The organism is Undibacterium sp. 14-3-2 (assembly GCF_016595265.1).
Lineage (GTDB): Bacteria > Pseudomonadota > Gammaproteobacteria > Burkholderiales > Burkholderiaceae_D > Undibacterium > Undibacterium aquatile.
The window spans coordinates 543,714-570,313 of the sequence record NZ_JAENGS010000002.1 but is presented as its reverse complement, the minus strand read 5'-3'; the positions used below and the strand labels follow the sequence as shown (position 1 = coordinate 570,313).

27 protein-coding genes are annotated in these 26,600 nt (G+C 49.6%); 11 read left to right on the top strand and 16 right to left on the bottom strand.

Annotated elements, in window-relative coordinates; translation table 11 throughout:
- The first annotated feature begins 2 nt into the window (after window positions 1–2).
- Window positions 3–707, top strand: a complete 705-nt coding sequence (locus tag Undi14_RS07040; protein ID WP_200178963.1) for a YggS family pyridoxal phosphate-dependent enzyme — start codon at window positions 3–5, stop codon at window positions 705–707.
- A complete protein-coding gene (proC, locus tag Undi14_RS07035) occupies window positions 697–1,524 on the top strand; it encodes a pyrroline-5-carboxylate reductase (RefSeq protein ID WP_200178961.1) in 828 nt (275 codons plus the stop codon). Before Undi14_RS07040 ends, proC begins: the two co-directional genes overlap by 11 nt.
- Before the next feature lie 6 nt (window positions 1,525–1,530).
- Here proC and Undi14_RS07030 read toward each other — a convergent pair whose 3' ends face one another.
- The 4 genes from Undi14_RS07030 to ubiA all read right to left on the bottom strand — a co-directional run bounded on the left by Undi14_RS07030 (window position 1,531) and on the right by ubiA (window position 3,545).
- A complete protein-coding gene (locus Undi14_RS07030) occupies window positions 1,531–1,842 on the bottom strand; it encodes a YqjK family protein (protein WP_200178959.1) in 312 nt (103 codons plus the stop codon).
- An 8-nt stretch (window positions 1,843–1,850) separates the two neighbouring features.
- Entirely contained in the window at window positions 1,851–2,234 is a 384-nt protein-coding gene (locus Undi14_RS07025; protein ID WP_200178957.1) for a phage holin family protein, read from the bottom strand.
- Between the two features lie 3 nt (window positions 2,235–2,237).
- Window positions 2,238–2,549, bottom strand: a complete 312-nt coding sequence (locus Undi14_RS07020; protein ID WP_234030461.1) for a YqjD family protein — start codon at window positions 2,547–2,549, stop codon at window positions 2,238–2,240.
- A gap of 129 nt (window positions 2,550–2,678) precedes the next feature.
- A complete protein-coding gene (gene ubiA / locus Undi14_RS07015) occupies window positions 2,679–3,545 on the bottom strand; it encodes a 4-hydroxybenzoate octaprenyltransferase (protein WP_200178955.1) in 867 nt (288 codons plus the stop codon).
- A 514-nt stretch (window positions 3,546–4,059) separates the two neighbouring features.
- Here ubiA and Undi14_RS07010 point away from each other — a divergent pair.
- Complete coding sequence (locus Undi14_RS07010) at window positions 4,060–4,845, top strand: helix-turn-helix transcriptional regulator (RefSeq protein ID WP_234030460.1); 786 nt, start codon at window positions 4,060–4,062, stop codon at window positions 4,843–4,845.
- 53 nt (window positions 4,846–4,898) lie between these two features.
- Here Undi14_RS07010 and Undi14_RS07005 read toward each other — a convergent pair whose 3' ends face one another.
- The 4 genes from Undi14_RS07005 to recG form a co-directional block, all read right to left on the bottom strand.
- Window positions 4,899–5,843 carry a hydrogen peroxide-inducible genes activator gene (locus tag Undi14_RS07005; RefSeq protein ID WP_200178953.1) on the bottom strand — a complete coding sequence of 315 codons (945 nt, stop codon included), beginning with the start codon at window positions 5,841–5,843 and terminating at the stop codon, window positions 4,899–4,901.
- A 223-nt stretch (window positions 5,844–6,066) separates the two neighbouring features.
- Window positions 6,067–6,981, bottom strand: coding sequence for an SDR family oxidoreductase (locus Undi14_RS07000; protein WP_200178951.1), 915 nt, complete (start codon window positions 6,979–6,981; stop codon window positions 6,067–6,069).
- A gap of 114 nt (window positions 6,982–7,095) precedes the next feature.
- Window positions 7,096–7,590, bottom strand: coding sequence for a GNAT family N-acetyltransferase (locus Undi14_RS06995; RefSeq protein WP_200178948.1), 495 nt, complete (start codon window positions 7,588–7,590; stop codon window positions 7,096–7,098).
- Window positions 7,591–7,594: 4 nt separating this feature from the next.
- Window positions 7,595–9,718, bottom strand: coding sequence for an ATP-dependent DNA helicase RecG (gene recG / locus Undi14_RS06990; protein WP_200178946.1), 2,124 nt, complete (start codon window positions 9,716–9,718; stop codon window positions 7,595–7,597).
- A gap of 122 nt (window positions 9,719–9,840) precedes the next feature.
- On the opposite strand from recG, the gene queA reads away from it, so the two are divergent.
- The 7 genes from queA to Undi14_RS06955 all read left to right on the top strand — a co-directional run bounded on the left by queA (window position 9,841) and on the right by Undi14_RS06955 (window position 20,150).
- Window positions 9,841–10,884: a tRNA preQ1(34) S-adenosylmethionine ribosyltransferase-isomerase QueA gene (gene queA / locus Undi14_RS06985; protein ID WP_200178939.1), complete on the top strand. Its 1,044-nt coding sequence runs from the start codon at window positions 9,841–9,843 to the stop codon at window positions 10,882–10,884.
- 72 nt (window positions 10,885–10,956) lie between these two features.
- A complete protein-coding gene (tgt, locus tag Undi14_RS06980; protein WP_200178936.1) occupies window positions 10,957–12,090 on the top strand; it encodes a tRNA guanosine(34) transglycosylase Tgt in 1,134 nt (377 codons plus the stop codon).
- 161 nt (window positions 12,091–12,251) lie between these two features.
- Window positions 12,252–12,575 carry a preprotein translocase subunit YajC gene (gene yajC, locus Undi14_RS06975; protein ID WP_200178929.1) on the top strand — a complete coding sequence of 108 codons (324 nt, stop codon included), beginning with the start codon at window positions 12,252–12,254 and terminating at the stop codon, window positions 12,573–12,575.
- A gap of 77 nt (window positions 12,576–12,652) precedes the next feature.
- Window positions 12,653–14,533, top strand: coding sequence for a protein translocase subunit SecD (gene secD, locus Undi14_RS06970; protein ID WP_190479086.1), 1,881 nt, complete (start codon window positions 12,653–12,655; stop codon window positions 14,531–14,533).
- 33 nt (window positions 14,534–14,566) lie between these two features.
- Complete coding sequence (secF, locus tag Undi14_RS06965) at window positions 14,567–15,505, top strand: protein translocase subunit SecF (protein ID WP_200178927.1); 939 nt, start codon at window positions 14,567–14,569, stop codon at window positions 15,503–15,505.
- Between the two features lie 302 nt (window positions 15,506–15,807).
- Window positions 15,808–17,067, top strand: coding sequence for an efflux RND transporter periplasmic adaptor subunit (locus tag Undi14_RS06960; protein WP_200178925.1), 1,260 nt, complete (start codon window positions 15,808–15,810; stop codon window positions 17,065–17,067).
- Window positions 17,064–20,150, top strand: a complete 3,087-nt coding sequence (locus tag Undi14_RS06955; RefSeq protein ID WP_200178923.1) for an efflux RND transporter permease subunit — start codon at window positions 17,064–17,066, stop codon at window positions 20,148–20,150. The genes Undi14_RS06960 and Undi14_RS06955 overlap by 4 nt, the downstream gene beginning before the upstream one ends.
- Before the next feature lie 98 nt (window positions 20,151–20,248).
- Here the strand turns inward: Undi14_RS06955 and Undi14_RS06950 are convergent, their stop codons facing one another.
- The 5 genes from Undi14_RS06950 to purB all read right to left on the bottom strand — a co-directional run bounded on the left by Undi14_RS06950 (window position 20,249) and on the right by purB (window position 24,175).
- Window positions 20,249–20,680 (bottom strand): MarR family winged helix-turn-helix transcriptional regulator, encoded by a 432-nt coding sequence (locus Undi14_RS06950; RefSeq protein ID WP_200178921.1) that lies wholly within the window; start codon window positions 20,678–20,680, stop codon window positions 20,249–20,251.
- Window positions 20,681–20,788: 108 nt separating this feature from the next.
- Window positions 20,789–21,358 (bottom strand): YceI family protein, encoded by a 570-nt coding sequence (locus Undi14_RS06945; protein ID WP_200178919.1) that lies wholly within the window; start codon window positions 21,356–21,358, stop codon window positions 20,789–20,791.
- Between the two features lie 77 nt (window positions 21,359–21,435).
- A complete protein-coding gene (locus Undi14_RS06940; protein WP_200178917.1) occupies window positions 21,436–22,002 on the bottom strand; it encodes a YceI family protein in 567 nt (188 codons plus the stop codon).
- Between the two features lie 20 nt (window positions 22,003–22,022).
- Window positions 22,023–22,559: a cytochrome b gene (locus Undi14_RS06935; protein ID WP_200178915.1), complete on the bottom strand. Its 537-nt coding sequence runs from the start codon at window positions 22,557–22,559 to the stop codon at window positions 22,023–22,025.
- 248 nt (window positions 22,560–22,807) lie between these two features.
- Window positions 22,808–24,175 (bottom strand): adenylosuccinate lyase, encoded by a 1,368-nt coding sequence (gene purB, locus Undi14_RS06930; RefSeq protein WP_200179272.1) that lies wholly within the window; start codon window positions 24,173–24,175, stop codon window positions 22,808–22,810.
- Between the two features lie 267 nt (window positions 24,176–24,442).
- Between purB and Undi14_RS06925 the strand changes: the two genes are divergently transcribed.
- Window positions 24,443–25,051, top strand: coding sequence for a glutathione S-transferase N-terminal domain-containing protein (locus tag Undi14_RS06925; RefSeq protein ID WP_190479099.1), 609 nt, complete (start codon window positions 24,443–24,445; stop codon window positions 25,049–25,051).
- Between the two features lie 55 nt (window positions 25,052–25,106).
- Here the strand turns inward: Undi14_RS06925 and bfr are convergent, their stop codons facing one another.
- The 3 genes from bfr to Undi14_RS06910 form a co-directional block, all read right to left on the bottom strand.
- A complete protein-coding gene (gene bfr / locus Undi14_RS06920; RefSeq protein WP_186897165.1) occupies window positions 25,107–25,583 on the bottom strand; it encodes a bacterioferritin in 477 nt (158 codons plus the stop codon).
- A gap of 93 nt (window positions 25,584–25,676) precedes the next feature.
- A complete protein-coding gene (locus Undi14_RS06915) occupies window positions 25,677–26,363 on the bottom strand; it encodes an energy transducer TonB (RefSeq protein WP_200178913.1) in 687 nt (228 codons plus the stop codon).
- Window positions 26,360–26,599, bottom strand: coding sequence for a bacterioferritin-associated ferredoxin (locus Undi14_RS06910; RefSeq protein ID WP_186882911.1), 240 nt, complete (start codon window positions 26,597–26,599; stop codon window positions 26,360–26,362). The genes Undi14_RS06915 and Undi14_RS06910 overlap by 4 nt, the downstream gene beginning before the upstream one ends.
- Window position 26,600 lies beyond the last annotated feature (1 nt).

Sequence of the window (26,600 nt, the reverse complement as noted above, 5' to 3'; positions counted from 1 at the left end):
TTATGTCCTTAATTTCTGACAACTTGCAAGCCGTACTTGATGACATCCGGGCAACAGAACTGAGATTTGATCGTCCGTCGAAGTCGGTCAGACTGTTAGCTGTTTCTAAAACTTTCGGTGCGGAAGCGATTCTGGAGGCTGCGCAGCATGGGCAAACTGCTTTTGGCGAGAACTATCTTCAGGAAGCGTTAGAAAAAATGACTCTGATACAGAGCAACTCGCCTGAGCTACACCTCGAATGGCATTTTATCGGGCCGATACAGAGTAACAAGACAAAGCCGATCGCCGAGCATTTCGACTGGGTGCATTCGGTAGACAGAGAAAAAATTGCAGTTCGCTTGTCGGAGCAACGACCAGCAACCATGGCCGATTTAAATATCTGCCTGCAAGTTAACATCAGTGGCGAAGAGAGTAAAAGCGGCGTCGCTCCGGAAGACGTGGTGGCGCTGGCGTTAAGAATCGCCACATTACCCCGCATCAGCTTGCGCGGATTGATGGCGGTGCCTGAACCAACCTCGGACGTCGTACAGCAGCGTCAGGCATTTCGTCACTTAAGAGAGTTAAGCGACAAAATAGTGGCGCAGGGTATTTCCTTAGATACCTTATCGATGGGGATGAGCAGCGACTTGCATGCCGCAATCGCCGAGGGCAGTACGATGGTCAGGATAGGAACCGGAATTTTTGGGAGTAGAAATTATGCAAAATAAATTAAAGATTGCTTTTATCGGTGGCGGCAATATGGCGTCCGCACTGATTGGCGGATTGCTGCCGGATTTTACGGAGCCAGAATATATTCATGTTATCGACGTGAATCAAACATCTTTAAACAGGCTGGAAACTGAATTCGGGGTGACTACTGCGTTAAGTATTGATGAGCGTTTGCAGGCCATGGATGTGATTGTTCTGGCTGTTAAGCCGCAGCAATTGCGTGATGTCATCGGCGCATTGGCGCCATTCATTCAACACCAGTTATTGTTGACAATTGCCGCAGGCATCCGCACGACGGATATTTCCCGCTGGCTGAATTCATATCCGACCATTGTCCGTGCAATGCCGAACACGCCTGCATTGATAGGGAAAGGTATTACTGGTTTATATGCGATGCCGGGCGTCAGCGAGCAACAGAAAAAAGTCGCAGATGACATTCTGCGCTCGGTCGGGCTGACTTCCTGGTTAGACGAAGAGCATCTGATTGATGCTGTGACTGCTGTTTCCGGCAGTGGCCCAGCTTATGTCTTTTATTTTATTGAAGCGATGCAGGAGGCTGCAGTTGCACTCGGACTGAGTGCAGAACAGGGAACGCAATTTGCCATCGAGACTTTTGAGGGCGCAGCACAACTGGCGATGCACTCGAATGAACCCGTTGCGGTATTACGGGAGCGGGTGACTTCTAAGGGCGGGACCACTTATGCCGCTTTGACCAGCATGGAAAATAGCGAAGTGAAACAAGCGATCATCCGTGCTATTCAAGCCGCAGCAGCCAGAGGTGCAGAGCTGGGCGATGAATTTGGTCAGCAGGAATAAGCTGCCTTATTGATTTTCAGTTTGTTTAAGCAATGGCGCAAGTTTGCGCCATGTTTGCCAGGCTCGTAATGAGGTCGTTACGAAGGACAAGGCGCGGGCAGGCTTTACCACATAAATTGCTGCTGCCAGCACCACGCCTAATATTGGTTTTTTTCTGACTGCGACCACAACTTTCGCCGCGCAATTCAGACTGAATTCAGCAAACTCGATTGATTGCTGAAGCTCTTGCGCCTGCAAAGACAATAGCTGTCTTTGCGCATGCACTTTTAACAGTAATGCTTCACGACGGAAAGCAAGTTTTTCTTTGTAAGCCGACATTATTTTCCTCAGTTCTGAGTGGTGTGAGGAAATTTATCGCGCAGAGCCTGCCCATCTTTTTCTAACTCCGACAAGGTCAGTGAGAGCAGTCTTGGCTTTGCTTGCAACTGTTGGTGTATCCACCAGGTAATGCCCGCAGCCGCAACTGCAAACACGGCAATCAGACCTGAAATTAACTCAATTCTGTGGGTGTCCCAAAATACGGCGATCAACAGAACCACAATCAGGACAACGGCGCAGCAGGCACAAAACAGCGCCGTCAATGACCATAGAAGAATAGAGGAAAAGCGGCTGAGCTCTTCCTCTATTTCGACCGCAACCAGTTCCAGGCGTGTGTGTACTATTCCTGAAAAGGTCGCGATGAGTTTCCCCACAGAGTCGAGAATAGCCATAAGTTACTTACTGCGTCCGATCAGCAAGCCAACCAGCAAACCAACACCAGCAGCGATACCGGCAGATTGCCAAGGATTTTCTTTCACGTAGACATCGGTTGCTTTCGCTGCATCTTTTGTTCTGGTAATGACCAGATCTTCAACGCGCTGAACTTCAGCCTTCGCATTTTTCAGTGTTTGCTCAAAGCGCGCCTTCGCCGATTTGAAGCCTTCGCCTGTCTGCTGCTCTGTATTTTTCAACATTTCTTCGGCATCGCGTATGACCTGATTCAGATCGTGCATCAATTGATCTTTGTGCTGTTCTATTGAGCTCATCGTATTTCCTTTAAAAGTGTTGATAAAGAGTTTCTATTGATAGTCTAGGTAAAGCTTAGTGACCCTTCTTGCGACAGATCAAACTACGTGGCGTTGGTGACAAGGTAGTAATTATTGCAATGCCCGCTTTCAATGTAATACATAGTCAACCGCAACACCAGCAAAGATTGCTGCACCGAGCCAGTTATTGTGCCTGAAGGCGGCGAAGCAGCGCATACGGTCGCGGTCTTTGATCAGGTTGTAATGATAGATCGCGCAGGCGGCAGCGACGGCGATGCCAGCGAAAAACCAGCTACGCAGACCATAAGAGTAACCGATCAAAGTGATCATCGCGAGGCTGACGAAATAACACAGCATAATCGCCTTGACGTCAAACTGACCAAAGGTAATCGCGGAGGTTTTGATCCCGATTTTAAGATCATCATCTCTATCTACCATCGCATATTCGGTGTCATACGCAACAGTCCAGAAGACATTGGCGACCAGCAGCATCCATGCAGTCCATGGCACGGTGTTTTGTACAGCCGCAAATGCCATCGGAATGCCGAAACCATAAGCGATGCCAAGATAAGCCTGAGGGATGCCGAAAAAGCGCTTGAAATACGGATAGGTCGCGGCGATCACGACCGCCAGAATAGACAATTGCTTCGTCAGCGCATTGAGCGGAAGAATGAGTGAAAAGGCGAGTAACGATAATACCAACGCAATCAGCAGAGCTTCTTTGCCGGATACTTTGCCGCTGGTCAAAGGGCGATCTGCAGTACGTTTGACGTGCTTGTCAAACTCTCTGTCTGCGTAGTCATTCACCGCGCAGCCTGCAGAACGCATCAGTGCAGTACCAAGACAAAAGATCGCAACCAGTTTGCCATTGGGTGCGCCGTCAGTCGCCAGCCACAGGGCGATCAGTGTCGGCCACAACAGTAATACGATGCCGATAGGTTTATCGAGCCGTACTAGTTTTAAATACCATTGCAATCGCGAGAGTAAAGCGTTCATGTCTTAAAGCGGAGTGATTTTAGCCCCGCCATTATAAGTGCGATTTGCGCTTGTATTTGCGCTTGTTCCAGTGCGCCTCCTGGCTGAGCACAGTCCTGCAAATGTCTCAGGTAAGCAATGACGATTGGCCTCTGTTGGCAGGTTCGCGTCGCCAATCAGTATCCGAGCGGTAATTCACTGGGCATTCGGCTTCTGTGGCCGCAGAGCAAGCGGGCTTGAATGGTTTGTCGCTTGTTCTTCCTATTACATAGCCCGAGGCAAAAACGGCCAGGGTAACGCAGATACAAGCGAGATATCGGATGATTGATTTCATTTCTTACTTTCAACGTCAGATGAGAAGTGGCCCTGATGGAATTGGATGACCGGAGTGGCATTCAGGGACGACGATAAGTAAAAAAGAGTTTCTCAATTCTGTGAACTTCGTACTATTAAAATGTTCAAAGAATAAATTTTCAAGATGCTTGGTATTGAAAGACGATACTATTCGCGAACTGCTTATTCGATGGAGGCGCAATTGAGTTCACCTGAATTACTGCTGAATGTGTTACGGACAGAGCTGCGTGCTGCTGGTGTGACTTATAAAATTCTGGCCGAACGTATAGGCATGAGTGAGTCCAGCGTTAAGCGCATGTTTGGTCAGAAAGATATGAGTCTGTCGCGTCTGGCGCAGATATGTAAGGCGTCAGGTATCGCGATGGAGGATGTCTTGCGTCAGGCGGCGGACGTCGCTCCACACTCAGATAATCTGACGCTGGCGCAGGAAAAATCCCTGATCGCTGAACCTAAATTATTGTTAGTGGCAATCTGTTGTCTTGGCCACTGGACCTTAGAGCAGATTGTGGACACTTACGAGATCAGTCCGGCGGAAACAATATTGCATCTGGTCGCACTGGATAAACTGGAATTGATTGAATTGCGGCCGAATAACCGTTACCGGTTGAATGTTTCACCAGCATTTCATTGGTTGCCGGATGGCCCGGTACAACAGTTTTTCCGGGACTACGTCGTCAGCGATTATTTCAATGGCCGCTTTGATCATGTGGGCGAAACCTTGCTATGCGTGCCGGCCCGGGTCTCCAGTCGCAGTGCGCAGGAAGTCGTACAAAAAATTCAGCAATTGGTGGCAGAACTGGCGCGCCTGCATCAGGAGGACCGCAAACTCAGGCCAGAAGAAATCGATGGCTTTACTTTGCTGGTCGGTTTTCGTTCATGGGAATTTTCTGCGTTTACCGCTTTACGCCGTCCTGAGTCTAAGCCAGCGATGACCAGCATTACTCATCAGATTGCAACGAAGAAATAAGTCAGATTGACGCTCAGAGTGGCGAGCGTCGGTATTTGTCAGCGATGGTCTGGCTATTGTGCCGCGGGCGGTAAGTCCAACATGGTCACGCCAGGTAAATCGCAGGCCAGCACTGCCTGATGGATTGCTTCGATGGCCGCCTGGCGGGTAAAACTTTTGCGCCAGGCAATCACGACACGACGATCTGGCACAGGGGCAGCGAATGGCACGTAGCGCAGCATGCCATCCTTGGCATTCATATCCGGCACCGAGGCAATCGGCAGCACAGTCAGGCCTATGCCTGAGGCCACCATGTGGCGTATGGTTTCGAGAGATGAACCTTCAAAGGTACGGGCGATACCATCGCCAGTCGTCGAGAACCTTGCCATTTCAGGGCAAACCTCCAGCACCTGATCGCGGAAACAATGACCGTTTCCGAGCAACAGCATGGTTTCAGATTTTAATTCTTCTGCGGAGACTTCCTTGCGCTCAGCCCAGGCATGATCACTTGGCATCGCGACGACAAACGGTTCGTCATACAAGGGTTGCGTCATCAGCCCCTGATCCGGCAACGGCAACGCCATGATGGCTGCATCCAGTTCGCCCTGACGCAGCAGTTCCATCAGTTTGACCGTAAAATTTTCCTGCAATACCAGCGGCATTTGCGGCACTTGTCTGATCATCGTTTTGACCAGCGTTGGCAGCAGGTAAGGGCCGATGGTGTAGATCACGCCGAGACGGAAGGGACCTGCAAGCGGGTCTTTGTTCTGCTTGGCGATTTCTTTGATAGCGGCCGTCTGTTCCAACACACGCTCTGCCTGCGCAACGATCTGCGCGCCCAGCGGCGTTGTTGAAACTTCTGTGCCACCACGTTCAAATATCGTGACTCCCAGTTCGTCTTCCAGTTTTTTGATCGCAACCGATAGCGTCGGCTGGGCAACAAAACAAGCTTCTGCTGCATGGCCGAAATGTTTCTCGCGCGCGACCGCGACGATGTATTTTAATTCTGTGAGTGTCATGAGCTTAGTTTGGCACAGAGTCTTGCTGGCGTCAGCAATCTGATTTATTTATTTTCAGAAGAATGCACAAGGATAAATATATGGGGGGAGTATATTTTAATGCCCTTGTATCTATTGGGGGATAGACATGAAAATTGATCATACTCCCCGGGAGTATGATCTTCATCCAGTGTCACGAAGGAGCTCTGGATGAAGACGGATTTCTGATTTACCGGTGCCGAATTTATTTTTTCTGCGCGTGACTCATCGCTTTGGTCAGTTCCAGATGTCCTTGTGCTGCACCACTTTCAGGAACGATTTCACCGTCGCGCTGGCGAACCTCGTTGAGCCGTGCTGCCAGTTGTTCTGGCGCATCGCCTTCACGTCCTACCCAGATGCCTTGCGTCATCGTGATATTCGCGGCTTCAAAACTACCTGCACCGGCACACAGTATGGTTCTGGATGGTGCGCTTTCCGCGGCGAGCACCAACATCGCTGGTACGACGTCGGCCGGTTTTAATGCATCTAAAAACTCTGGCGGGAACAGGCTTTCGGTCATACGGGTGGCGGCTGTCGGTGCCAGGCTGTTGACATGAATATTGTATTTTGCGCCTTCCAGTGACAGCGTTTGCATCAGACCGACCAATGCCATTTTGGCTGCGCCGTAATTTGATTGACCGAAATTGCCATACAGCCCCGATGAGGAAGTCGTCATGACGATGCGACCGTATTTTTGTTCGGTCATCACTGGCCACACCGCTTTACAGCAATGAACGGCACCCATCAGATGCACATCCATCACGAGCCGGAAGTCATCCAGCTCCATTTTCGCAAAACTTTTATCTCGCAAAATTCCTGCGTTATTGACCAGAATATCAATGCGACCCCATTGTTTGAGTGTGTCTTCGACCATCGCCTGCACGGCGGCAAAATCTGTGACGGAGGCCCCATTCGCAATGGCTTCGCCGCCCGCTGCGCGGATTTCTTCGACGACTGCTAATGCGGCGGCCGATGAACCACCGGAGCCATCACGTGCGCCACCCAGATCGTTGACGACCACTTTGGCGCCACGAGCCGCTAATGCCAGCGCGTGTTCGCGCCCCAAACCCCCACCTGCACCAGTCACGATGGCGACACGGCCTTTGAAATCTATTGTCATTTTTTCTCCTGTTGTAATTTGAAGTCGTTGGCAGACTCAGCCCGGACATGTCGAGTGTATGCTATTTCTTTCGACATGTAGCAGCAGGCAGTTCCGTTTTTTAGAGCTTGGCGACTAAACAGGTTTTGTGCCAATTTTCTTTTGCATGATGATCGCCCCACCAAATTCCGGGTTCAGTTCATACGGTGCGAAACCTTCTGTGCGATAGAGATTTTGCGCGCGTGTATTCCCTTCCAGTACTTCCAGGGTCATCTTGCAATAACCCAGTTGCTCGGACAGGGTAGTCAGGTGCTGCATCATTTTATTGCCTATGCCCTGACCACGAAAATCAGGGTGTACGGCAAAGTCGTGGATGTTCAGCAGAGACTTGCAGGCAAAGGTGGAGAAACCTTCTATACAAATTGCGAAACCCGCAGCTTGATCATTCACATAAGCGAGAATGGCGCGCACAGTATTGCGTTTTTTGAGTTCGCTGATGAGATTGGCCTGTGCATAATCAGACAGGGTTTCACCGCCGCCCATAGGGTCTAGCGCATACATATTGAGCATGTCGACCAAGTCTTTTGCATGTTGTGGATTATTGAAGTCGACATTAACGATATTCAGCATAGATTTACACTCTCAAAAATTCTTCTTTGTTGCCCAGCCAGCGCTCTAAGTGCGCTGCGACGGTGAGCGGGTCATTTTTTAATAAATCAGCTGCCAGATTTCTGGCTTTTTCGACCAACCATTGATCTGTCTCCAGATTGGCAAAGCGTAGCATGGCTTCGCCGGACTGACGTGCTCCGAGAAATTCGCCAGGGCCGCGTAACTCTAAATCTTTACGGGCGATTTCAAAACCATCATTGCTTTCGCGCATGGTCGCCAGCCTTTGTTTTGCAGTACCACCCAACGGGCCTTGATAAAGCAAAAGACAGACGCTGGCTGCCGCGCCGCGACCAACGCGACCACGCAGTTGGTGGAGTTGTGAGAGGCCGAAGCGCTCAGCGTGTTCAATCACCATCAGGCTCGCATTCGGCACATCGACCCCGACTTCAATCACCGTCGTGGCAACCAGCACCTGAGTACGGTTGTGAATAAAGTCGTCCATGACAGCCTGTTTTTCCGCAGGCTTGAGCCGTCCGTGTACCAGTCCGACTTGTATGCCGGGTAAAGCCGCTGCCAGCATGGCATGGGTATCGGTCGCGGTTTGCAGTTGCAGTGTTTCTGATTCTTCGATTAAGGGGCAGACCCAGTACACTTGCTTGCCTTCCTGCGCTGCCGCATGCACCCGCGCGATCACTTCATCGCGCCGGTTCTGATCTATCACGCGGGTCACGATAGGCGTGCGTCCCGGTGGTAACTCATCAATCACAGACACTTCCAGATCGGCGAAATAGGTCATCGCCAGTGTGCGCGGAATTGGCGTTGCCGACATCATCAATTGATGCGGGACTTTTCCTGCCTCGGCTTTATTGGCCAGATTAAGTCGTTGGCTGACGCCAAAACGATGTTGTTCATCGACGATGACTAAGCCCAGTTTTTTGAACTGCACGTTATCTTGTATCAGTGCGTGAGTTCCTATCACCAGTTGCGCTTCGCCGGAGGCAATCAGTACATTGGCGGCTTCTTTTTCTTTTTTTCTGAGGCTGCCGGTCAGCCATGCCGTTTTAACGCCCAGCGGCTCCAGCCATGCAGCGATTTTTCTGAAATGCTGTTCTGCCAAAATTTCTGTTGGCGCCATTAAGGCCGCCTGAAAGCCATTGTCGATGGCTTGTGTTGCAGCCAGTGCAGCGACGATGGTTTTACCGCTGCCGACGTCGCCTTGTAACAGACGTTGCATGGGGAAGGTTTCGCGTAAATCGGCACGGATCTCTGCCAGTACCTTTTCTTGCGCGCCTGTCAGTGAAAAAGGCAGATTCAATAAAAACGCGTTACTGAGTTCGCCGGTAACAGGCAGCGCGTTTGCGCCTTTGCTGCGGCGTGTGATCTGCGCCCGCTTTAACGAGAGTTGCTGTGCCAGCAGCTCATCGAATTTCATGCGTTCCCACGCCGGATGTTCGTGCTCCATCAGGCTGTATTGATCGACATCGGGCGGTGGATTGTGCAATGTGCGTACGCTGGCCTCGAATCCTTGTAAACCTAAGGCCGCTAAACGTGCCGGCGACAAGGTGTCGCGCCAGTTGATCCTGGTCATGGCGCTCGCAATGGCCTTGCGTAACAGCGCTTGTGGCACACCTTCGCCGGAATGGTAAACCGGGGTCAGCGCGGTTGGTAATGGCGCACCTTCGTTGACGATTTTGTAGCCGGGGTGCACCATTTCCGCACCAAAAAAACCATGCCGCAATTCACCGCGTGCCCTGACGCGCACGCCCATCGCTAATTGCTTGAGTTGGCTGCCGTAAAAATTCAGAAAGCGCAAAACGACTTGCCCACTATCGTCGCTGATGGTGACAACCAGCTGGCGGCGCGGTCGATATTGCACATCCGATGCGGTAACGATGCCTTCCACCTGCACTGTGCTGCCACCGCGCAAAGCTGCATCATGCATGGGAATAATGGCGGTTTCATCCTCATAACGCATAGGCAGATGCAGCACGAAATCCATGTCTTTGCGCAAGCCCAGTCGCGCGAGTTTTTCGCTGGTTTTGCTGGCGCTACCTGCCGCTTTGGACGACGTTTTTTTTCCTGACTGGCGGGCTGCTTTGATCGGTGACGCGTGCGTCTCTGTGCTTGCGCTTGGGTCTTCAGCTGCCATGGGTGTAAAATGGTGGGTTTTGCTGTTGGCTCGGTTGTACAGGAAAATCCTGTTGCAGCTTATTTTACTGAGTTTTTATACAGTATGCAGCATTTTGTTCTATCTCTTTTTGTTTCCCACGCATGAAATATTCTTTGAGTGATTTTGATTTTGATCTTCCCGATGCATTAATCGCGCAAATGCCGCTGCCGGACAGAACCGCTTCGCGCTTATTGCATGTCGATGGTGAACAACTGGTAGACCGCCATTTTTCTGATGTGATAGATCAACTGGCCGCTGGTGATTTGCTGGTGTTCAATGATACCCGTGTACTCAAAGCACGCTTTTTCGGCGTCAAGGAAACTGGCGGAAAAGTACAACTGCTGGTAGAGCGGGTGTTATCGAATACGGATGACAACCGCAGCGTGCTGGTGCAGATGCGCGCGTCTAAATCGCCGCTGCCGGGAAGTAAAATCCGGTTGGCGGATGCGTTCGATGTCGTGGTCGGTGAACGTCAGGGCGAATTTTTTACCTTGTTTTTTCCGGACGATATTTTTACTTTGCTCGAAACCTATGGTCGCCTGCCTTTGCCGCCGTATATCGAACACGATGCCGATGACTTTGATGAACAGCGCTATCAAACGGTCTATAACCGCGTTCCCGGTGCCGTTGCTGCGCCGACGGCGGGGCTGCATTTTGATCAGGCATTATTGCAACGCTGCCAGGAAAAAGGCATAGCGCTGGCGTATGTGACTCTGCATGTTGGCGCAGGCACGTTTCAGCCGGTGCGGGTTGAAAATCTGAATGAACACGTGATGCACAGCGAGTGGTACACCGTGCCGCAAGAGACGGTAGCTGCAGTACGCCAGACAAAAGCGGCGGGTGGCAAAGTCATCGCCGTCGGCACCACCAGTATGCGCGCGCTGGAATCAGCGTCGCAAAGCGGTCAGTTGGAAGCTGGTAGTGCGGACACGCAATTGTTCATTACACCGGGTTATGTGTTTAAAACGGTTGACCGCTTGATTACGAATTTCCATTTACCAAAATCGACGCTGATGATGCTGGTATCGGCGTTTGCGGGTTACGATAAAATCAAATCAGCTTACGCGCATGCGATTGCACAGCGCTATCGTTTTTTTAGCTATGGCGATGCGATGTTGCTGACCAACACCTCCGGGAAAGCCTGATTCAGGCAGGACACATAAAAGACATAGAACGACTCATTACCGTGTGCTCCGCGGAGCGTACAAGGAAGAATCATGCTTGAATTTACTCTGATTAAAAAAGATAAAACGACTGCCGCCCGCCGGGGGCGTGTGAAGGTGAATCACGGCGAAATCGAAACACCGATTTTCATGCCAGTCGGTACTTATGGCTCAGTCAAAGCGATGTCACCGCTGGAACTTAAAGAAATCGACGCCCAGATTATTCTTGGCAACACCTTCCATCTGTGGTTGCGTCCGGGCCTGAGCGTGTTGAATAAATTCGGCGGCTTGCATGACTTTATGGGATGGGATAAGCCTATCCTCACGGATTCTGGCGGCTTTCAGGTGTTTTCACTGGGAGCGATGCGCAAGATCACGGAAGAGGGTGTGAAATTTTCTTCTCCTATCAGTGGTGAGCGCTTGTTCTTGTCGCCCGAAATTTCCATGCAGATTCAACGCGCACTGAATTCCGATATCGTGATGCAGTTCGACGAATGTACGCCTTACGAAATTGACGGCAGACCGGCGACGACTGAAGAGGCTGGTAAATCGATGCGCATGTCTTTGCGCTGGGCAAAGCGCTCTATTGACGAATTCAGACAGGGTGAAAATCCGAACGCGCTGTTTGGCATCGTTCAGGGCGGAATGTTTGAACACTTGCGCGACGAATCACTGGCGGGGCTGAATGAGCTGGGTTTTGATGGGATTGCGATAGGTGGCTTATCGGTCGGTGAGCCGAAAGAAGACATGATGCGCGTCCTTGAGCACACCGGCCCCAAACTGCCGGAAAACAAACCGCATTATCTGATGGGCGTCGGTACACCGGAAGATCTGGTGGCAGGCGTGGCGAATGGCATCGACATGTTTGACTGCGTGATGCCAACCCGGAATGCGCGCAATGGCTGGATATTCACCCGCTTCGGTGATGTGAAAATCAAAAATGCCCGCTACAAGGAAGACAAAGAACCGCTGGACGCGACGTGTGACTGTTATACCTGCAAAAATTTCTCGCGGGCATATTTACATCATCTGCACCGCACTGGCGAGATTCTGGGCGCACGTCTGAATACGATACACAACCTGCATTACTACCTGGATCTGATGAAAAACATCCGTCAGGCGCTGGATGACGAACGTTTTCCTGAGTTTGTGCAGCAGTTTCATGCTGACCGCGGGCGCGGCATCTAGTCTGCATCTTAGTCTGTATCTGGCTTTTTTCGCCAGTTCTGAGCGAGAGCAGTGCTAGAATGTGGCGCTTTACTGCTTGAAAAGTAGTTTATCGTCACTATTTATCATTATCTTGCTCAACACTGGCTGGATAATATTTATACAATTAACGGAGTCTGAACGTGTTTATTTCTAACGCTTATGCGCAATCTGCGGGTGCTGGTGCTGATGGTGGCCTGATGAGTTTCCTGCCTCTGGTATTAATGTTTGTGGTTTTATATTTCCTCATGATACGACCACAAATGAAGCGCCAGAAAGAACAAAAAGCAATGATGGAAGCGCTGGCGAAGAATGATGAAGTAGTGACTTCCGGCGGCCTGCTCGGCAAAGTAACCAAGGTCAATGAGAGCTATGTGACGATAGAAGTCGCCGAAGGCACAGAGATCGTTGTGCAAAAAGTAGCTGTCACTATGTTGTTGCCTAAAGGCACCATCAAAGCGATTTAATCAGTAAATACCGGCAACGCAGTCCGATCCATATCCGGGCTGCGTTGTGCTTTTCAGCTTCCATTTCTATTTTTATTATGAATCGCTACCCACTCTGGAAGTATCTGTTGATTGTGATTGCGCTGGTATTCGGTGTGCTGTACACCGCGCCAAATTTTTTTGGTGAGTCTCCGGCGGTACAAATCAGCAGCGCGAAATCGACTGTCAAAATTGACGAAAGCATGAAGGCGCGTGTCGAAAAAGCCTTGCAGCAATCCGGCCTGAAAGATAACGGCGTTTTCTATGACTTTAACGGTATGCAGGGATCTGTGCGCGCACGCTTCGCTGATACCGATACGCAATTTAAAGCGAAAGACATACTCGAAAAAACACTGAATCCTGACGCAACAGATCCGACGTATACAGTCGCTTTCAATCTGTTGCCGAACACACCGAAGTGGCTGCAAAGTCTGAACGCGCTGCCGATGTACCTCGGTCTGGATTTGCGCGGTGGCGTGCATTTCCTGATGCAGGTGGATACCAAGGCGGTCTTGACGAAGCGCGTGCAGGGGCTGCAATCAAGTGTGCGTTCAGTATTGCGTGAAAAAGATATCCGTCATGCGGGCATCAGCCGCGATGGCGACAACATCTCGGTGAAGTTCCGTGATGCTGAAACCCGTTCCGCAGCGAAAGCGGTATTAGCATCCCAAATGACAGATGTGAATCTGACTGACGTTGCCAGTGCAGACAATACTGAATTCAATGTCACTATCAGCCTGAAGCCTGAAGCCTTGCAAGCCGTAGTGACCGAAGGCGTGAAACAAAACATTACTGCTTTGTCGAAACGTGTGAATGAACTCGGTGTTGCTGAGCCGATTATTCAACAACAAGGCCCTGATCGCATCGTCGTGCAGTTGCCTGGTGTGCAGGACGTGGCGCGGGCGAAAGAAATCATCGGACGTACAGCAACGCTGGAAGTGCGCTTGCTGGATGACAGTGTGATTGGCCCGGTCGACGCGAATACGCCAGTGCCGTATGGCTCTGAAATGTTCAAAGGCAATCGTGGTGGCGAGTTGCTGATCCTGACCAAAGACCCGGTGGTGACTGGTGATTACATTACTGGTGCGACCGCTAGTTTTGATCACAACCAGCAGCCAGCCGTCGGTGTTGACCTGAACGGCGATGGTGGTCGTAAGATGCGCGAGGCAACCCGTAGCCGCATCGGTAAGCGTATGGCGATTGTCTTGTTTGAAAAAGGCAAAGGCGAAGTCCTGATCGCGCCAACCATTAACGATGAGCTGGGCTCACGCTTCCAGATTACTGGCATGGGCACTGCTGCTGCGTCTGCCGATCTGGCCTTGTTGCTGCGCGCTGGTTCGCTGGCAGCACCGATGGAAATTATCGAAGAACGCACGATAGGCCCACAACTTGGTGTCGAAAACATTAAGCAGGGGCGCAATTCAACCTTATACGGTTTCGCTGCGATCTCAATATTTATGGTCATCTACTACATGCTGTTCGGTTTCTTCAGTGTGCTGGCATTGTCCGTCAACCTGTTGTTACTGGTCGCCTTGTTGTCCTTGCTGCAAGCGACACTGACTTTGCCTGGTATCGCTGCGATTGCGCTGGCACTTGGTATGGCGATTGACTCGAACGTGCTGATTAACGAACGTATCCGCGAAGAGTTGCGCGCTGGCAGGTCACCGCAAAAGGCGATTGAAGAAGGCTTCGGCCACGCCTGGGCAACGATTCTTGATTCCAACGTGACGACACTGATTGTGGGTCTTGCCTTGTTGATCTTCGGTTCAGGTGCGATCCGTGGTTTTGCGGTGGTTCACTGCCTCGGTATTCTGACGTCGATTTTCTCTTCCGTTTTTGTGTCGCGTGGCGTGGTGAATCTCTGGTACGGTCGTCAGAAAAAACTGACTTCGCTTTCTATCGGTCAGATCTGGAAGCCAACCGATGATGCAGCCAAATAACCGATTGCCCAGATAAGAATTCAGGAATTCATTATGGAATTATTCCGCATTAAAAAAGACATTCCTTTCATGCGCCATGCGCTGATTTTCAATGTCATCTCTGCACTGACTTTTGTCGCCGCCGTATTTTTCCTGCTGCACAAAGGCTTGCATTTCTCTGTCGAATTTACCGGCGGTACAGTGATGGAAGTCACGTATCCAAAAGCCGCTGACGTTGATGGCATACGCCGTACCGTTGAAAGCCTTGGTTATGTTGATGCACCGGTGCAGACCTTTGGTAAGGCACAGGATGTCGTGATCCGTTTGCCATTGGCAAAAGGTGTGACAGCGGCAGATCAGGCTGAGAAGGTCATGAAAGCACTGCAGGCAAAAGACTCTGAAGTGAAACAACAACGCGTAGAGCAGGTCGGTGCGCAGGTCGGCGACGAACTGGCACATGATGGTCTGATGGCGCTGTTATTCGTGGTGCTGGGGGTGGTTGCTTATCTGGCGATACGCTTTGAATGGAAATTTGCGGTCGCGGCGATTCTTGCAAACTTGCATGACGTGGTGATTATTCTCGGCTTCTTTGCATTCTTTCAGTGGGAATTCAACCTCTCTGTGCTGGCGGCGGTATTGGCGGTGCTGGGTTATTCGGTGAATGAGTCCGTGATTATTTTCGATCGTATTCGTGAAAATTTCCGCACTCAGCGAAAAATGTCAGTGACAGAGGTGATCAATCATGCGATCACCAGCACCATCTCGCGTACCATCATCACTCATGGATGTACGCAAATGATGGTGTTATCGATGTTGTTGATTGGCGGCCCGACTTTGCATTATTTCGCTGTGGCGCTGACGATTGGTATCTGCTTCGGTATTTATTCTTCTGTCTTCGTTGCTGCTGCCATCGCGATGTGGTTGGGTGTTAAACGTGAAGATCTGGTGAAACCAGTTAAGGAAAAAGACGATACCGACGGTGCCGTTGTTTAAAACACGCTTATATTCGTCGTTATGATGTAACGATAGGTATCTAAAATCAAAGCCAGCACTCTAGCTGGCTTTTTTTTTGTTAGGATTTGCCGCAGGCAGGTATTTTGTAAAAAACACTTAGTGTTGTCGTTGTTCTGATCTGTTTTCCATGCGGCGAAATGGTGTTGCAAGATAATTAGCTGAAACCTGTTATTGCCATTAAATTGAATGATCTGACGTCAGCTCAGCCTATTTTTAAATAATTACGTAGAACTTTCTTGTTGCGCATCAGTCTTACTGCGTCTGCAAAGGATAAAAATAACATGAGCCAATTGAAAAATTTTACTATCGTTGCGGTGATTGCCGCACTCGCGGGCGGCACCTATTATTTTGTTGCGCCGTCTCAAAAAAATAAAGCCGATCCTTTAGCTGCGGGTAAAACAAGCGGAGCCAAAAATGATGCTCAGAGCCGTCCTGTGAGTGTCTCTACCATCGTTGCCCAAAAGCGGGATTACCCGGTGCGTATCGCGGCGAACGGTGTGGTGTCAGCATTGAATACAGTGGATATCCGGCCACAGGTCACCAGTACCGTGGCGAAGGTGCATATCAAAGAAGGGCAGTTTGTGCGCGCAGGTGATTTGCTTTTCACACTCGACAGCCGCACGGATGAAGTGAATCTGGCGAAAGCACAGGCGCAACTCGATAAGGATCTGGCGACGCTGGCCGACAATCAGCGGCAATTGGCTCGTAGTAAAGAATTACTGGCGAAAAAATTCGTGGCACAGAGTGCGCTCGATTCGAGTCAGACCCTGGTTGATGCGCAACAGGCCGTCGTTGCTTCTGATAAGGCTGCTGTTGCTGCTGCCCGCGTTGCGCTGAGCTATAACCGTATTGTTGCTCCATCGGCAGGACGCACCGGTATCATCAGCGTTTTTCCGGGGTCTTTGGTTCAGCCCAGCGCAACAGCGACAGCAATGGTGACGATTACACAGATGAATCCGATTGCCGTGACTTTCCCGCTGCCGCAACGTAATTTGCCGGACGCGCTACAAAGTATGCAGGGTCAGGATAGTTACGTCACGGCGAGTTTGCCGGATGGCGTCAGCAAATTTAAAGGCAAGTTGCAGTTCGTCGATAACGTCGTGGATGCTGCTTCCGGTACCGTCAAAGTGAAAGCCGTGTTTGATAACAAGGAAATGAAACTGTGGCCGGGCGCGTATGTGAATCTGGAAATGAGTGTGCAGACGCTGAAAGATGCGGTGGTTGTGCCGCAGGATGCAGTCGTTGTCGGTGCGCGTGGCAAGTCCGTCTATATTGTGAATGCCGAATCGAAAGCTGAGTTGAAGCCTGTCGTTGTGACGCAAAGTTTTGGTACCGATGCGGTCGTGTCTGGGATTGAGGCTGGCGCAAAAGTGGTGCTGGAAGGTAAACAGAATTTACGTCCTGGCGCGCTAGTGAAAGAGCGCGGCGCTGACGCAAAAGAAGGAGAGAAGTCGGGCAAAGGTGAAAAATCAGGTGCTGCAGCGAAAACTTCTGAGAAGCCCTCTGCCGCGTCATCGGCATCCGCAGCGAGCGCATCATGAATTTATCTGAGTTGTTCATCCGCCGTCCGGTGATGACGGTGTTGCTGAATCTGTCGATTGTCGTTGCAGGTATTCTGGCCTATCGCTATATCCCGATTGCCGCTTTACCGAGCTATGACACACCGGTGATCAGCGTGAATGCGAACCTTCCCGGTGCGAGTCCTGAAACGATGGCGACTTCGGTTGCGTTGCCACTCGAAAAGCAGTTCGCCACCATCCCAGGTTTATCGATTATCAGTTCCAGCAATACGATAGGGAATACTTCCCTGACGCTGGAATTCGATCAGAATCGCAATATCGATGCAGCAGCGGTCGATGTGCAGGCAGCTTTGCTGCGTGCGCAACGTTCCTTGCCTATCGATATGACGTCGCCGCCTTCGTATCGCAAGGTCAATCCTGCTGATGCGCCGGTATTGTTCATTGCCCTGACTTCGCCTTCGCTGAGTCTGGCCGAGCTGACCAGTTACGCTGAGCATCTGATTTCACCTAGTTTGTCGACGCTGGAAGGCGTCGCGCAAGTGAATATTTTTGGTATCAAACGTTATGCGGTGCGCATACGAGTGATGCCGGATGCCTTGTCAGCACGTAATCTGACGTTGGATGAACTGGCGAGCAGTATTAAAACATCGAATGCCAATACACCAGTCGGTACGCTGGATGGTGATAAGCAGACGTTGACACTGCAAGCCAATAAGCAATTGCAGAGTGCGGCAGAATTTGCGAATCTGGTGGTCAGCAACAAAGGTGGACAAGTGGTTCGTCTGCGTGATGTTGCAGTCGTTGAAGATAGTTATGAGCAGGTGAAAACTTCTGCCAATTTCAATGGCGAAAGTTCCATCACTTTAGCGATTCAGCGTCAGTCTGATGCAAATACGGTGAAGGTGGTTGATTCGATTAAATCCGCTTTACCGGGTTTTCAGGCGCAATTGCCAGCCTCAGTCAAACTGAATCTGGTCAATGATCGCTCCATCTCTATCCGCGATGCATTGCATGATGTAAACCTGACTTTGCTGCTGACGATATTTTTAGTGGTGATCGTCATTTTTCTGTTCTTGCGCCGCATGGTCGCGACCATCATTCCTACTTTATCGTTGCCGGTTTCTCTGGTTGGCGCGATCAGTCTGTTATGGGGTTTTGGCTATACGCTGGATAACGTGTCTTTGCTCGGTCTGACCTTAGCAGTCGGGCTGGTGGTGGATGATGCGATCGTGATGCTGGAAAACATCATGCGTCACGTTGAAAACGGTGAAGAGCCGTTTAAGGCGGCGTTGAAAGGCTCGCGCGAAGTTGGTTTTACGATTATTTCCATCTCGACTTCGCTGGTAGCGGTTTTCATTCCTATCTTCTTCATGCCCGGCGTCATCGGTCAGTTGTTCCATGAGTTTGCGGTGATTGTCAGTCTGGCGATTCTGGCATCTGCCTTTGTTTCTCTGACACTGGTGCCGATGCTGGCGAGTCGTTTCCTGAAAAGTGAACATGAACTGAAAGCACCTTCGCGACTGGTGGCTGCAATGCTCAATACGTTTGAGTGCGGCTTTAATGCGTCGCTGCGTGTTTATACAAACGGACTTGATCTGGCGTTGCGGCACCGGAAGATCGTGCTGTTGATTGCGTTGGCGACTTTCGCGGCAACGGCATATCTGTTTAACGTGATTCCTAAAGGGTTTTTCCCGCAAGAGGATATCGGCCAGATCAACGTTTCTACCGAAGCAGCGGAAGATACCTCATTCCCGGCAATGGTGGCATTGCAGGATCAGGTCGCCAAAATTATTCGTGATGACCCTAGCGTACTGACTGCAACCTCGTTTAATGGCGGCAGCGGCTCGCAAAATACGGGTCGTATGTTCATCAACCTCAAACCACGCGATCAGCGCAAACCCATGAAAGAAGTGGTCGATGGTTTGCGTAAAAAACTAGCGGCGGTTCCTGGTATCAATGTCTTCCTGCGACCAACGCAAAACTTGCAGCTCGGTGGTCGTCCAAGTAAAAGTCAGTACCAGTATATTTTGCAAAGTGTGGAGGCGGGCGAGCTCAATAGCTGGGCCAATAAGCTGCAGGAAAAACTGCGCGCTGATCCTGGCTTCAAAGATGTGACCACGGATTCGCAACTGAAAGGCTTGCAGGCATCACTTGAGATCGATCGCGATCGCGCGAACACGCTGGGCGTCGGCATGGACAGCATACGTTCTGCTTTGTACAGCGCTTTTGGTGAACGTCAGGTATCGACGATGTATACGAATGTTGATAGCTATCAGATCATCATGGAAGTCGCGCCGGATGCCAAAAAAGATGAAAGCGCGATCAACGGTATTTATGTCCGCAGCAATACCGGAACACTGGTGCCGCTGTCGAGCGTGGCAACCGTCAAACGTACGGTCGGCCCGACCTCGATCAATCACGTGGGGCAGTTACAGGCGGTGACGGTCTCGTTCAATCTGGCACCGGATACCGCATTGGGTGAGGCAACCAATCGTATTGAAAAATACCGGGAAGAGATTAAATTACCGACCTCCATCATCACCAGCTATGGCGGTGATGCGGCGGTGTTTAAAAATTCGCAATCCGGACAAGTTGTGTTGATCGTTGCGGCGCTGCTGGTGATTTATGTTTTGCTCGGCGTATTGTATGAAAGCTTCATCCATCCGATTACGATTCTCGCTGGCTTGCCATCGGCTGCGGTAGGCGCTTTGCTGACACTGAAATGGTTCGGCGAAGACCTGACGCTGATCGCAACCATCGGTATTTTGCTGCTGATCGGTATCGTGAAAAAGAATGCGATCATGATGATCGATTTCGCGCTGGATGCACAAAGGCATCAGAACATGACGCCGGCAGAGGCTATACGGGAAGCCTGTATTCAGCGTTTCCGTCCGATTATGATGACGACACTGGCAGCGCTGGTCGGTGCTTTACCAATCGCGCTGGGCTTGGGTGCTGGTGCCGAACTGCGTCAGCCGTTGGGGCTCGCGGTGGTCGGTGGTCTGATTTTTTCACAGGCGATTACGCTGTTCATTACACCTGTGATTTATCTGGCGCTGGATCGCTTCAGTGGCAAAGGCCCTATCGTCGGAGATCATCTGTAAAACCGGAAAATACAGATACTCCCCCATCATTTTAATGAAAAAGGCCTAATGTCTGCAGAAACATTAGGTCTTTTTATATACTGGGGGGAGTATATATATTATTTTTCGGTACTGAAATGCTGTTTGAGTTTTTCCAGCGCATCTTCCAACGCCTGATAATCGGCTTCTGAATAATCAGAAAAATGTTTGTCGCCTTCTGCGACCACATGTGGAAAAACTTCATCAAAGCTGGCTTCACCCAGTGGCGTCAGCTTCACAAAAAACTGGCGGCGGTCATTGCAGCCCCGCTCGCGGGAAATCAGTTTTTTCTGCTCCAGCCGGTCGAGTACACCGGTCAGCGTGCCTTTGGTAATCAGGGTTTTTTCACCGAGTTCTTTACATGTCATACCCTGCGTATTTCCCAGGGTAGCGATGATGTCAAACTGGGAGTGCGTCAATCCGAATTGCCGGACTTTGGCAGTGGATATCTGCTCAAATAATTGCATGCATTCGGCCAGCATACGTATGCTGCGGAGAAATCGTTTACCCATATTTAACACTCAATTAGAAACTCAAAATAGAAGGCCGATCAAAGGATCGGCCTGGTCATTCAGCTGCCAAGCACGATGTAAAACATAGTGCCTGGAGAATTAATCCACTTAGTCAGCTTTTACTGCTTCAACCTGAATTGCCAGTTTAACTTCTGGTGCAAAACCATACGCCATACCGTAGTTCAGGCCAAAGTCAGTGCGTTTGAATTCTGCACTGGCATCTGCGCCACATACTTCTCTCTTGAGCATAGGATGCTGGATGCATTTGAATTTATTGATTTTCAATGTCAGCGGTTTCGTTACGCCCAGCAATGTGAAGTTACCTTCAACTGCTACTGGAGTGTCGCCTTCAAATTTGATCGAAGTACCTTTGTAGGTCGCAGTCGGGAATTGAGCGACGTTGAAAATGTCTTTTGATTTTGCGTGTTCGTTCATTTTTTCATGACCGAAATCGATAGAGGATGCATCGATAGTGATATCGACAGTACCTATTTTTGCCGCACGATCAAGAACTACTTTACCGCTGGTTTTATTGAACTTACCACGCCATACGGAAATGCCCATGTGATCGGCTTCAAAACTTGGGTAGGTGTGGCCAGGTTCGATATTGTACGTTTGTGCGAATGCTGGTGCGGCGCTGATAGCCAAAGCGGCGATGATTAATTTGCTGAATTTCATAATTGCTCCTGATTAAATGGTCAAAGTGTGAGACCGATGATTTTTTGACGTGATAGCTTACAAACTGAGTTGCTGGTTTACTGCGTGGTGACTACATGAAACTTGATGACAACTTCGTCAGCGACCATGCTGGTATCTTTCCACTCACCTTCACCGATGTTAAATGCCAGACGTTTGATCGGCAGGCTGCCATCAAAAATCTGATTTTTACCATCTTGCTTCACGCTGAGTGGAAAACTGACGTTGCTGCTTTTGCCTTTGATGGTGAGTGTGCCGTTAACGTCGAGTTTGCCCGGGCCACTGGCCTTCATTGTGGTGGCAACGAAGCTGGCTTTCGGGAATTGTGCGGCGTTAAACCATTCTTTTTTCAAGACTTCTTTATTGTATTCAGGATCGCCCAGATCAAAGCTGGCGAGTTCGATCTCAACACTCGCTTTGGATGTTTCTGGTTTTGCTGCGTTGTAATCGATATTGGCGCTGAATTTTTTAAATTTAGCATCGACCGGCACATTCATTTGTTTAAAGACGATAGCAACATTGCTCTTGGCATTATCGAGTTTTGCGATGGCTGCCAGCGCAGGAATGGCGACTGCCAGTGTGATCGCGGAAACGATGAATTTATTGGATAACTTTGAGAGTTTCATAGGATACTTTCTGTAAGAAATTATTTGCCTGGCATCATGCGACGCAGCAGACCGTCTTTATCAATGAATTGATGCTTTAATGCAGCAGCGATATGCATGAGCACTAAAACCGCCATGCCGTAAGTCAGTATTTCATGCAGCTCTTTCAGACTATGTTTGATTTCCGGATTGGGTGCGATGACACTTGGTAATTCAAACAAGCCCAGATACACGACAGGGTAACCAGCAGCACAAGTGTAAAAATAGCCCGACAATGGCACCGCAAACATCAGTAAGTACAACAGCACATGCGTATAGCTGGCGGCTTTCTGCTGCCACACGCTCATGTGTGCAGGATAGTCTGGCGCTTTACTTAGCAAGCGGTTCAGCAAGCGCAGCGCAACTAAGGCCAATACCGTAACACCTATCCACTTGTGGTAAGAATAATATTGCAATTTCGTCGGACTGATTTTCATGTCCGTCATCACCCAGCCCAATGAAAATGCCGCAATGATCAGCAAAGCGATCAGCCAGTGCAGTGCGACTGAAACTGCGGAGTAACGCTCATTGTTTGCCATCGGGGATTCCTTTTAAAATTGAAAATTAGTTCGCATTAGGACTAATATAGCAAAAAAAATGAAAGTGTGCAGAGGCGCATCAAAAACAGGATAGCGCAATATAGAACTGTTATCTGTTATGAAGTGATACGGAAACAGCTAGTGCAAATTCCGGTGAGCATCGTGACGCGCTGAGAAAAGAAAAAACTGGCGTATCAGAGCAAAGCTGATACGCCAGTTTTTGTCGGAATGCAGAAAGATCTAATTGCTTAGATCGCTTTTGCTAATTTTGCTGCGATACCAATATAGTTCGCTGGTGTCATCGCCAGCAACAAGTCTTTGGCGTCCTGAGGAATCGCCAGAGTCAACACGAATTCACGCAGCGCTTCTTTAGAAATCCCTTTGCCGCGTGTCAGTTCTTTGAGCTGTTCGTATGGATTTTCAATGCCGTAACGGCGCATCACGGTTTGCACAGGTTCTGCCAGCACTTCCCATGTCGCGTCCAGATCGGCGGCCAGGCGTTCGGGATTAGTTTCCAGTTTGTTTAACCCACGCAGGCAACTATCGTAGGCCAGCAGGGTGTAACCAAAGGCCACGCCGATATTGCGCAATACAGTTGAGTCGGTCAGATCACGCTGCCAGCGGGACACCGGTAATTTTTCAGACAGATGACGCAGCAGTGCATTTGCCAGACCCAGATTGCCTTCGGAGTTTTCAAAATCGATAGGGTTCACTTTGTGCGGCATAGTGGAAGAACCGATTTCACCAGCTTTGGTTTTTTGTTTGAAATAGCCGACCGAAATGTAACCCCAGATATCGCGGTTCAGATCCAGCAAAACGGTATTGGCACGCGCGAAAGCATCAAACATTTCAGCCATGTAATCATGCGGCTCAATTTGTATCGTGTATGGGTTATAAGTCAGACCCAGACGTTGCTCGATCACGTTTTTCGAAAAATTTTCCCAGTCGTACGCAGGGTAGGCAGATAAATGCGCATTGTAGTTACCGACTGCGCCATTCATTTTTCCGAGAATTTCAACTTGTTCGATACGTTTGATCGCACGCTGCAAACGAGCCACGACATTCGCCATTTCTTTGCCGAGTGTGGTCGGGCTGGCAGGTTGGCCATGTGTGCGCGATAACATAGGCACGTCCGCATTCGTGTGTGCCAGTTCTGTCAGGCGGGCAATCACTTTTTGCAGTGCTGGCACCATCACGCTGTCACGTGCGGTTTTCAGCATCATGCCGTGCGATGTATTGTTGATGTCTTCGGAAGTGCAGGCAAAGTGTATGAATTCACTCGCAGCAACGAGTTCTGCCGATCCGGCCACTTTTTCTTTCAACCAGTATTCGACCGCTTTGACGTCGTGATTTGTGACCGCTTCAATGTCTTTGATGCGTTGCGCGTCGGCTTCTGAAAATTCAGCGACCAGTTTGTTCAGTAATGCCTTGGCATCGTCAGAGAAAGGTTTGATTTCATCGAAGCCTGCTTCTGCTAAAGCCAGCAGCCACGAAACTTCAACTTTGACACGGTGATGCATAAAACCAGCTTCGGACAGGGTTGTGCGCAAAGCATCAACTTTAACTGCGTAGCGGCCATCAAGAGGGGAGAGGGCTGAGAGTGAAGAGAGGGGCATGATGGAGATATATTTGGAGGTCAATAGAAAATGCTTACGCAAAAAACAACGATTTTACAAATTATGTGAAATTTGCCGGTGAGTAACGAAACCTGAGATAAATTACAGACTATCGAAGATTTTTGCACTGAATACGAGATTTTACCATTGTGAGGCGGCTTGTAACCGGGTATCGCTCCCTTGTGTAAAGCCAGATCGCTTGTCGGGGCAGGTGGAAATAATGTGCTTAACCGTTATAATCCCGACTTAATTAACCATGCAAAAACTATGAAACTCATTGGCTCCACTACCAGTCCTTACGTAAGAAAAGTCCGCGTTGTGATGGCGGAAAAAAAATTGGATTACGCCTTTTTACTAGAAAATGTGTGGGCAGAAGATACGACGATTCAGGAGTCTAACCCTTTAGGCAAAGTTCCCTGTCTGCTAATGGAAGACGGCGGTGCGATGTTTGACTCACGCGTCATTGTTGAATATCTCGATACCTTGACACCGGTTGGCCGCTTGATTCCCTCGCTGGGACGTGAACGGGCTGAAGTGAAATGCTGGGAAGCCTTGGCAGATGGCATTCTGGACGCCGCAATTCTGGTGCGACTGGAAAAAACATTGCGTCCACAAGAACAACAAAGTGAAGACTGGATCAATCGCCAGATGAATAAGGTCAATGCTGGTTTAAAAGCGATTTCTTTGGGGCTGGGCGACATGCCTTTTTGCTCTGGCAGTCGTTTAACCTTAGCTGACATCAGCGTTGCCTGCCTGTTGGGCTGGCTCAGTTTCCGCTTCCCGGAAATCTCATGGCGCGATGATTATCCTAACCTCGCAAAATTGTTTGATAAATTATCGGAACGCCAGTCTTTTAAAGACACGGTGCCGCAGTAATTTCAAAAAGAAAGATGGAAAAAAAGGATGATGTGGTGAGCATCATCCTTTTTGTTTATTCTTCGCTGCTGAGTTGCGACTGCAAATAATTTTGAACGCCAATTTTTTCGATCAATTCTATCTGCGTTTCCAGCCAGTCTATATGTTCTTCCGTATCTTCCAGGATCATTTGAAATAAGTCACGGGAAACATAATCAGCACAACTTTCTGATACGGCAATACCTTCTTTTACAGTCTTTTGCGCGGCCTGCTCCAGCTTCAGATCGCACGCCAGCATCTCAGGTGTGTCTTCGCCTATCATCAGCTTATGCAGCGCCTGAAGATTCGGCAAGCCGCCAAGCATCAGTATGCGGTCGATCAGCTTGTCAGCATGTTTCATTTCGCCGATAGACTCTTCGTACTCTTTCTTCGCAATTTTTTCCAGTCCCCAGTGTTTGTACATGCGTGCATGTAAAAAATACTGGTTAATCGCGCTTAATTCATTGGTCAGTTGCGCATTGAGCAGCTTGATGACTTTCGCATCGCCTTTCATCATGAATCCTTTCGAGAGTGGTGAAGAGTGAAGTGCTCCTATCATAACAACTTACTGCTCAATCGAAATAAAAAAATCGATTGTTAAATCTGGTTATACGTCCAGAGAAAAATTAATGGTCGCAGTTGCAATCATTGCCAGAGCCCTTCCATCTTCGAGATAGGGCTTGAATATGGCTTGCATCAAGGCATGACGCGCCGCTTCGTCCAGACGTTGGAAACCGGATGATTTCTGAATGTCGACCTTTTCAGCATATCCTTTCTCATTGACTAATACTCGTAAGGTTACTTTACCTTCTTCGCCCATGCGTCTGGATACGCGCGGATATTCTGCTTTTGGTGCGCGTATGTATTCAACTGCGCTGACAGTTTTGATTGGCGTCGGGGAAGGTGTCCCGGTCAGTGCCTGCGTCGTTACTTCCGTTTTTGCACTGGCAACCGGTGCTTCAGTTGCCGCTGCAACAATCGCCTGTTCAATCGGGACGTTATTCGGAGTGACGATGGGAGTTTTAGGTGGCATTACTTCTGTCGTAACCGGAGTGAGCGTTTTTTTGCTCTGAACAATTTGCGGTTTTGTTTGTTCTGGTACAGGCGTTTCCGGCTGTATTAAGGTCATGACAACTTCACGTGGCAGCAATTGGGTCACTTTAGAAATCAGGCCATGTTGTAGCGCGTATGCCAGACCCAGATGCGCAAGGACTATGACCGAAAACGACAAAATGCGTGAGCGGCTCAGCGCTTTTTCTTCATTGCTATACGTAGGGTAGAAGTGTGTATTCATGCTGGTATCTCGTTATTCTGAAAGCCCAGTTTATGTAAAAATAACTGCACTTCATGTTCTCTCGATTCTTTCTTGGCGATGCATTCGCGCAGCACTTGTCGCGCGCAGCCAGCACATTTGCCGCAGCAAGTACCGACATTCAGATGAGCACGTAAATCAGACATGGTGCTCATCCCGGTATCGACTGCGTGATGAATCTTTTTTTCAGAGACATTGTTGCAAACACAAACAATCATA

Bases quoted from the DNA above. Each gene is read 5' to 3' on its own strand.
- Undi14_RS07040 (WP_200178963.1), top strand. From the start codon at position 3: ATGTCCTTAATTTCTGACAACTTGCAAGCCGTACTTGATGACATCCGG.
- proC (WP_200178961.1), top strand. From the start codon at position 697: ATGCAAAATAAATTAAAGATTGCTTTTATCGGTGGCGGCAATATGGCG.
- Undi14_RS07030 (WP_200178959.1), bottom strand. From the start codon at position 1,842: ATGTCGGCTTACAAAGAAAAACTTGCTTTCCGTCGTGAAGCATTACTG.
- Undi14_RS07025 (WP_200178957.1), bottom strand. From the start codon at position 2,234: ATGGCTATTCTCGACTCTGTGGGGAAACTCATCGCGACCTTTTCAGGA.
- Undi14_RS07020 (WP_234030461.1), bottom strand. From the start codon at position 2,549: ATGAGCTCAATAGAACAGCACAAAGATCAATTGATGCACGATCTGAAT.
- ubiA (WP_200178955.1), bottom strand. From the start codon at position 3,545: ATGAACGCTTTACTCTCGCGATTGCAATGGTATTTAAAACTAGTACGG.
- Undi14_RS07005 (WP_200178953.1), bottom strand. From the start codon at position 5,843: ATGACACTCACAGAATTAAAATACATCGTCGCGGTCGCGCGCGAGAAA.
- Undi14_RS07000 (WP_200178951.1), bottom strand. From the start codon at position 6,981: ATGACAATAGATTTCAAAGGCCGTGTCGCCATCGTGACTGGTGCAGGT.
- Undi14_RS06995 (WP_200178948.1), bottom strand. From the start codon at position 7,590: ATGCTGAATATCGTTAATGTCGACTTCAATAATCCACAACATGCAAAA.
- recG (WP_200178946.1), bottom strand. From the start codon at position 9,718: ATGGCAGCTGAAGACCCAAGCGCAAGCACAGAGACGCACGCGTCACCG.
- queA (WP_200178939.1), top strand. From the start codon at position 9,841: ATGAAATATTCTTTGAGTGATTTTGATTTTGATCTTCCCGATGCATTA.
- tgt (WP_200178936.1), top strand. From the start codon at position 10,957: ATGCTTGAATTTACTCTGATTAAAAAAGATAAAACGACTGCCGCCCGC.
- secD (WP_190479086.1), top strand. From the start codon at position 12,653: ATGAATCGCTACCCACTCTGGAAGTATCTGTTGATTGTGATTGCGCTG.
- secF (WP_200178927.1), top strand. From the start codon at position 14,567: ATGGAATTATTCCGCATTAAAAAAGACATTCCTTTCATGCGCCATGCG.
- Undi14_RS06960 (WP_200178925.1), top strand. From the start codon at position 15,808: ATGAGCCAATTGAAAAATTTTACTATCGTTGCGGTGATTGCCGCACTC.
- Undi14_RS06955 (WP_200178923.1), top strand. From the start codon at position 17,064: ATGAATTTATCTGAGTTGTTCATCCGCCGTCCGGTGATGACGGTGTTG.
- Undi14_RS06950 (WP_200178921.1), bottom strand. From the start codon at position 20,680: ATGGGTAAACGATTTCTCCGCAGCATACGTATGCTGGCCGAATGCATG.
- Undi14_RS06945 (WP_200178919.1), bottom strand. From the start codon at position 21,358: ATGAAATTCAGCAAATTAATCATCGCCGCTTTGGCTATCAGCGCCGCA.
- Undi14_RS06940 (WP_200178917.1), bottom strand. From the start codon at position 22,002: ATGAAACTCTCAAAGTTATCCAATAAATTCATCGTTTCCGCGATCACA.
- Undi14_RS06935 (WP_200178915.1), bottom strand. From the start codon at position 22,559: ATGGCAAACAATGAGCGTTACTCCGCAGTTTCAGTCGCACTGCACTGG.
- purB (WP_200179272.1), bottom strand. From the start codon at position 24,175: ATGCCCCTCTCTTCACTCTCAGCCCTCTCCCCTCTTGATGGCCGCTAC.
- Undi14_RS06925 (WP_190479099.1), top strand. From the start codon at position 24,443: ATGAAACTCATTGGCTCCACTACCAGTCCTTACGTAAGAAAAGTCCGC.
- bfr (WP_186897165.1), bottom strand. From the start codon at position 25,583: ATGAAAGGCGATGCGAAAGTCATCAAGCTGCTCAATGCGCAACTGACC.
- Undi14_RS06915 (WP_200178913.1), bottom strand. From the start codon at position 26,363: ATGAATACACACTTCTACCCTACGTATAGCAATGAAGAAAAAGCGCTG.
- Undi14_RS06910 (WP_186882911.1), bottom strand. From the start codon at position 26,599: ATGATTGTTTGTGTTTGCAACAATGTCTCTGAAAAAAAGATTCATCAC.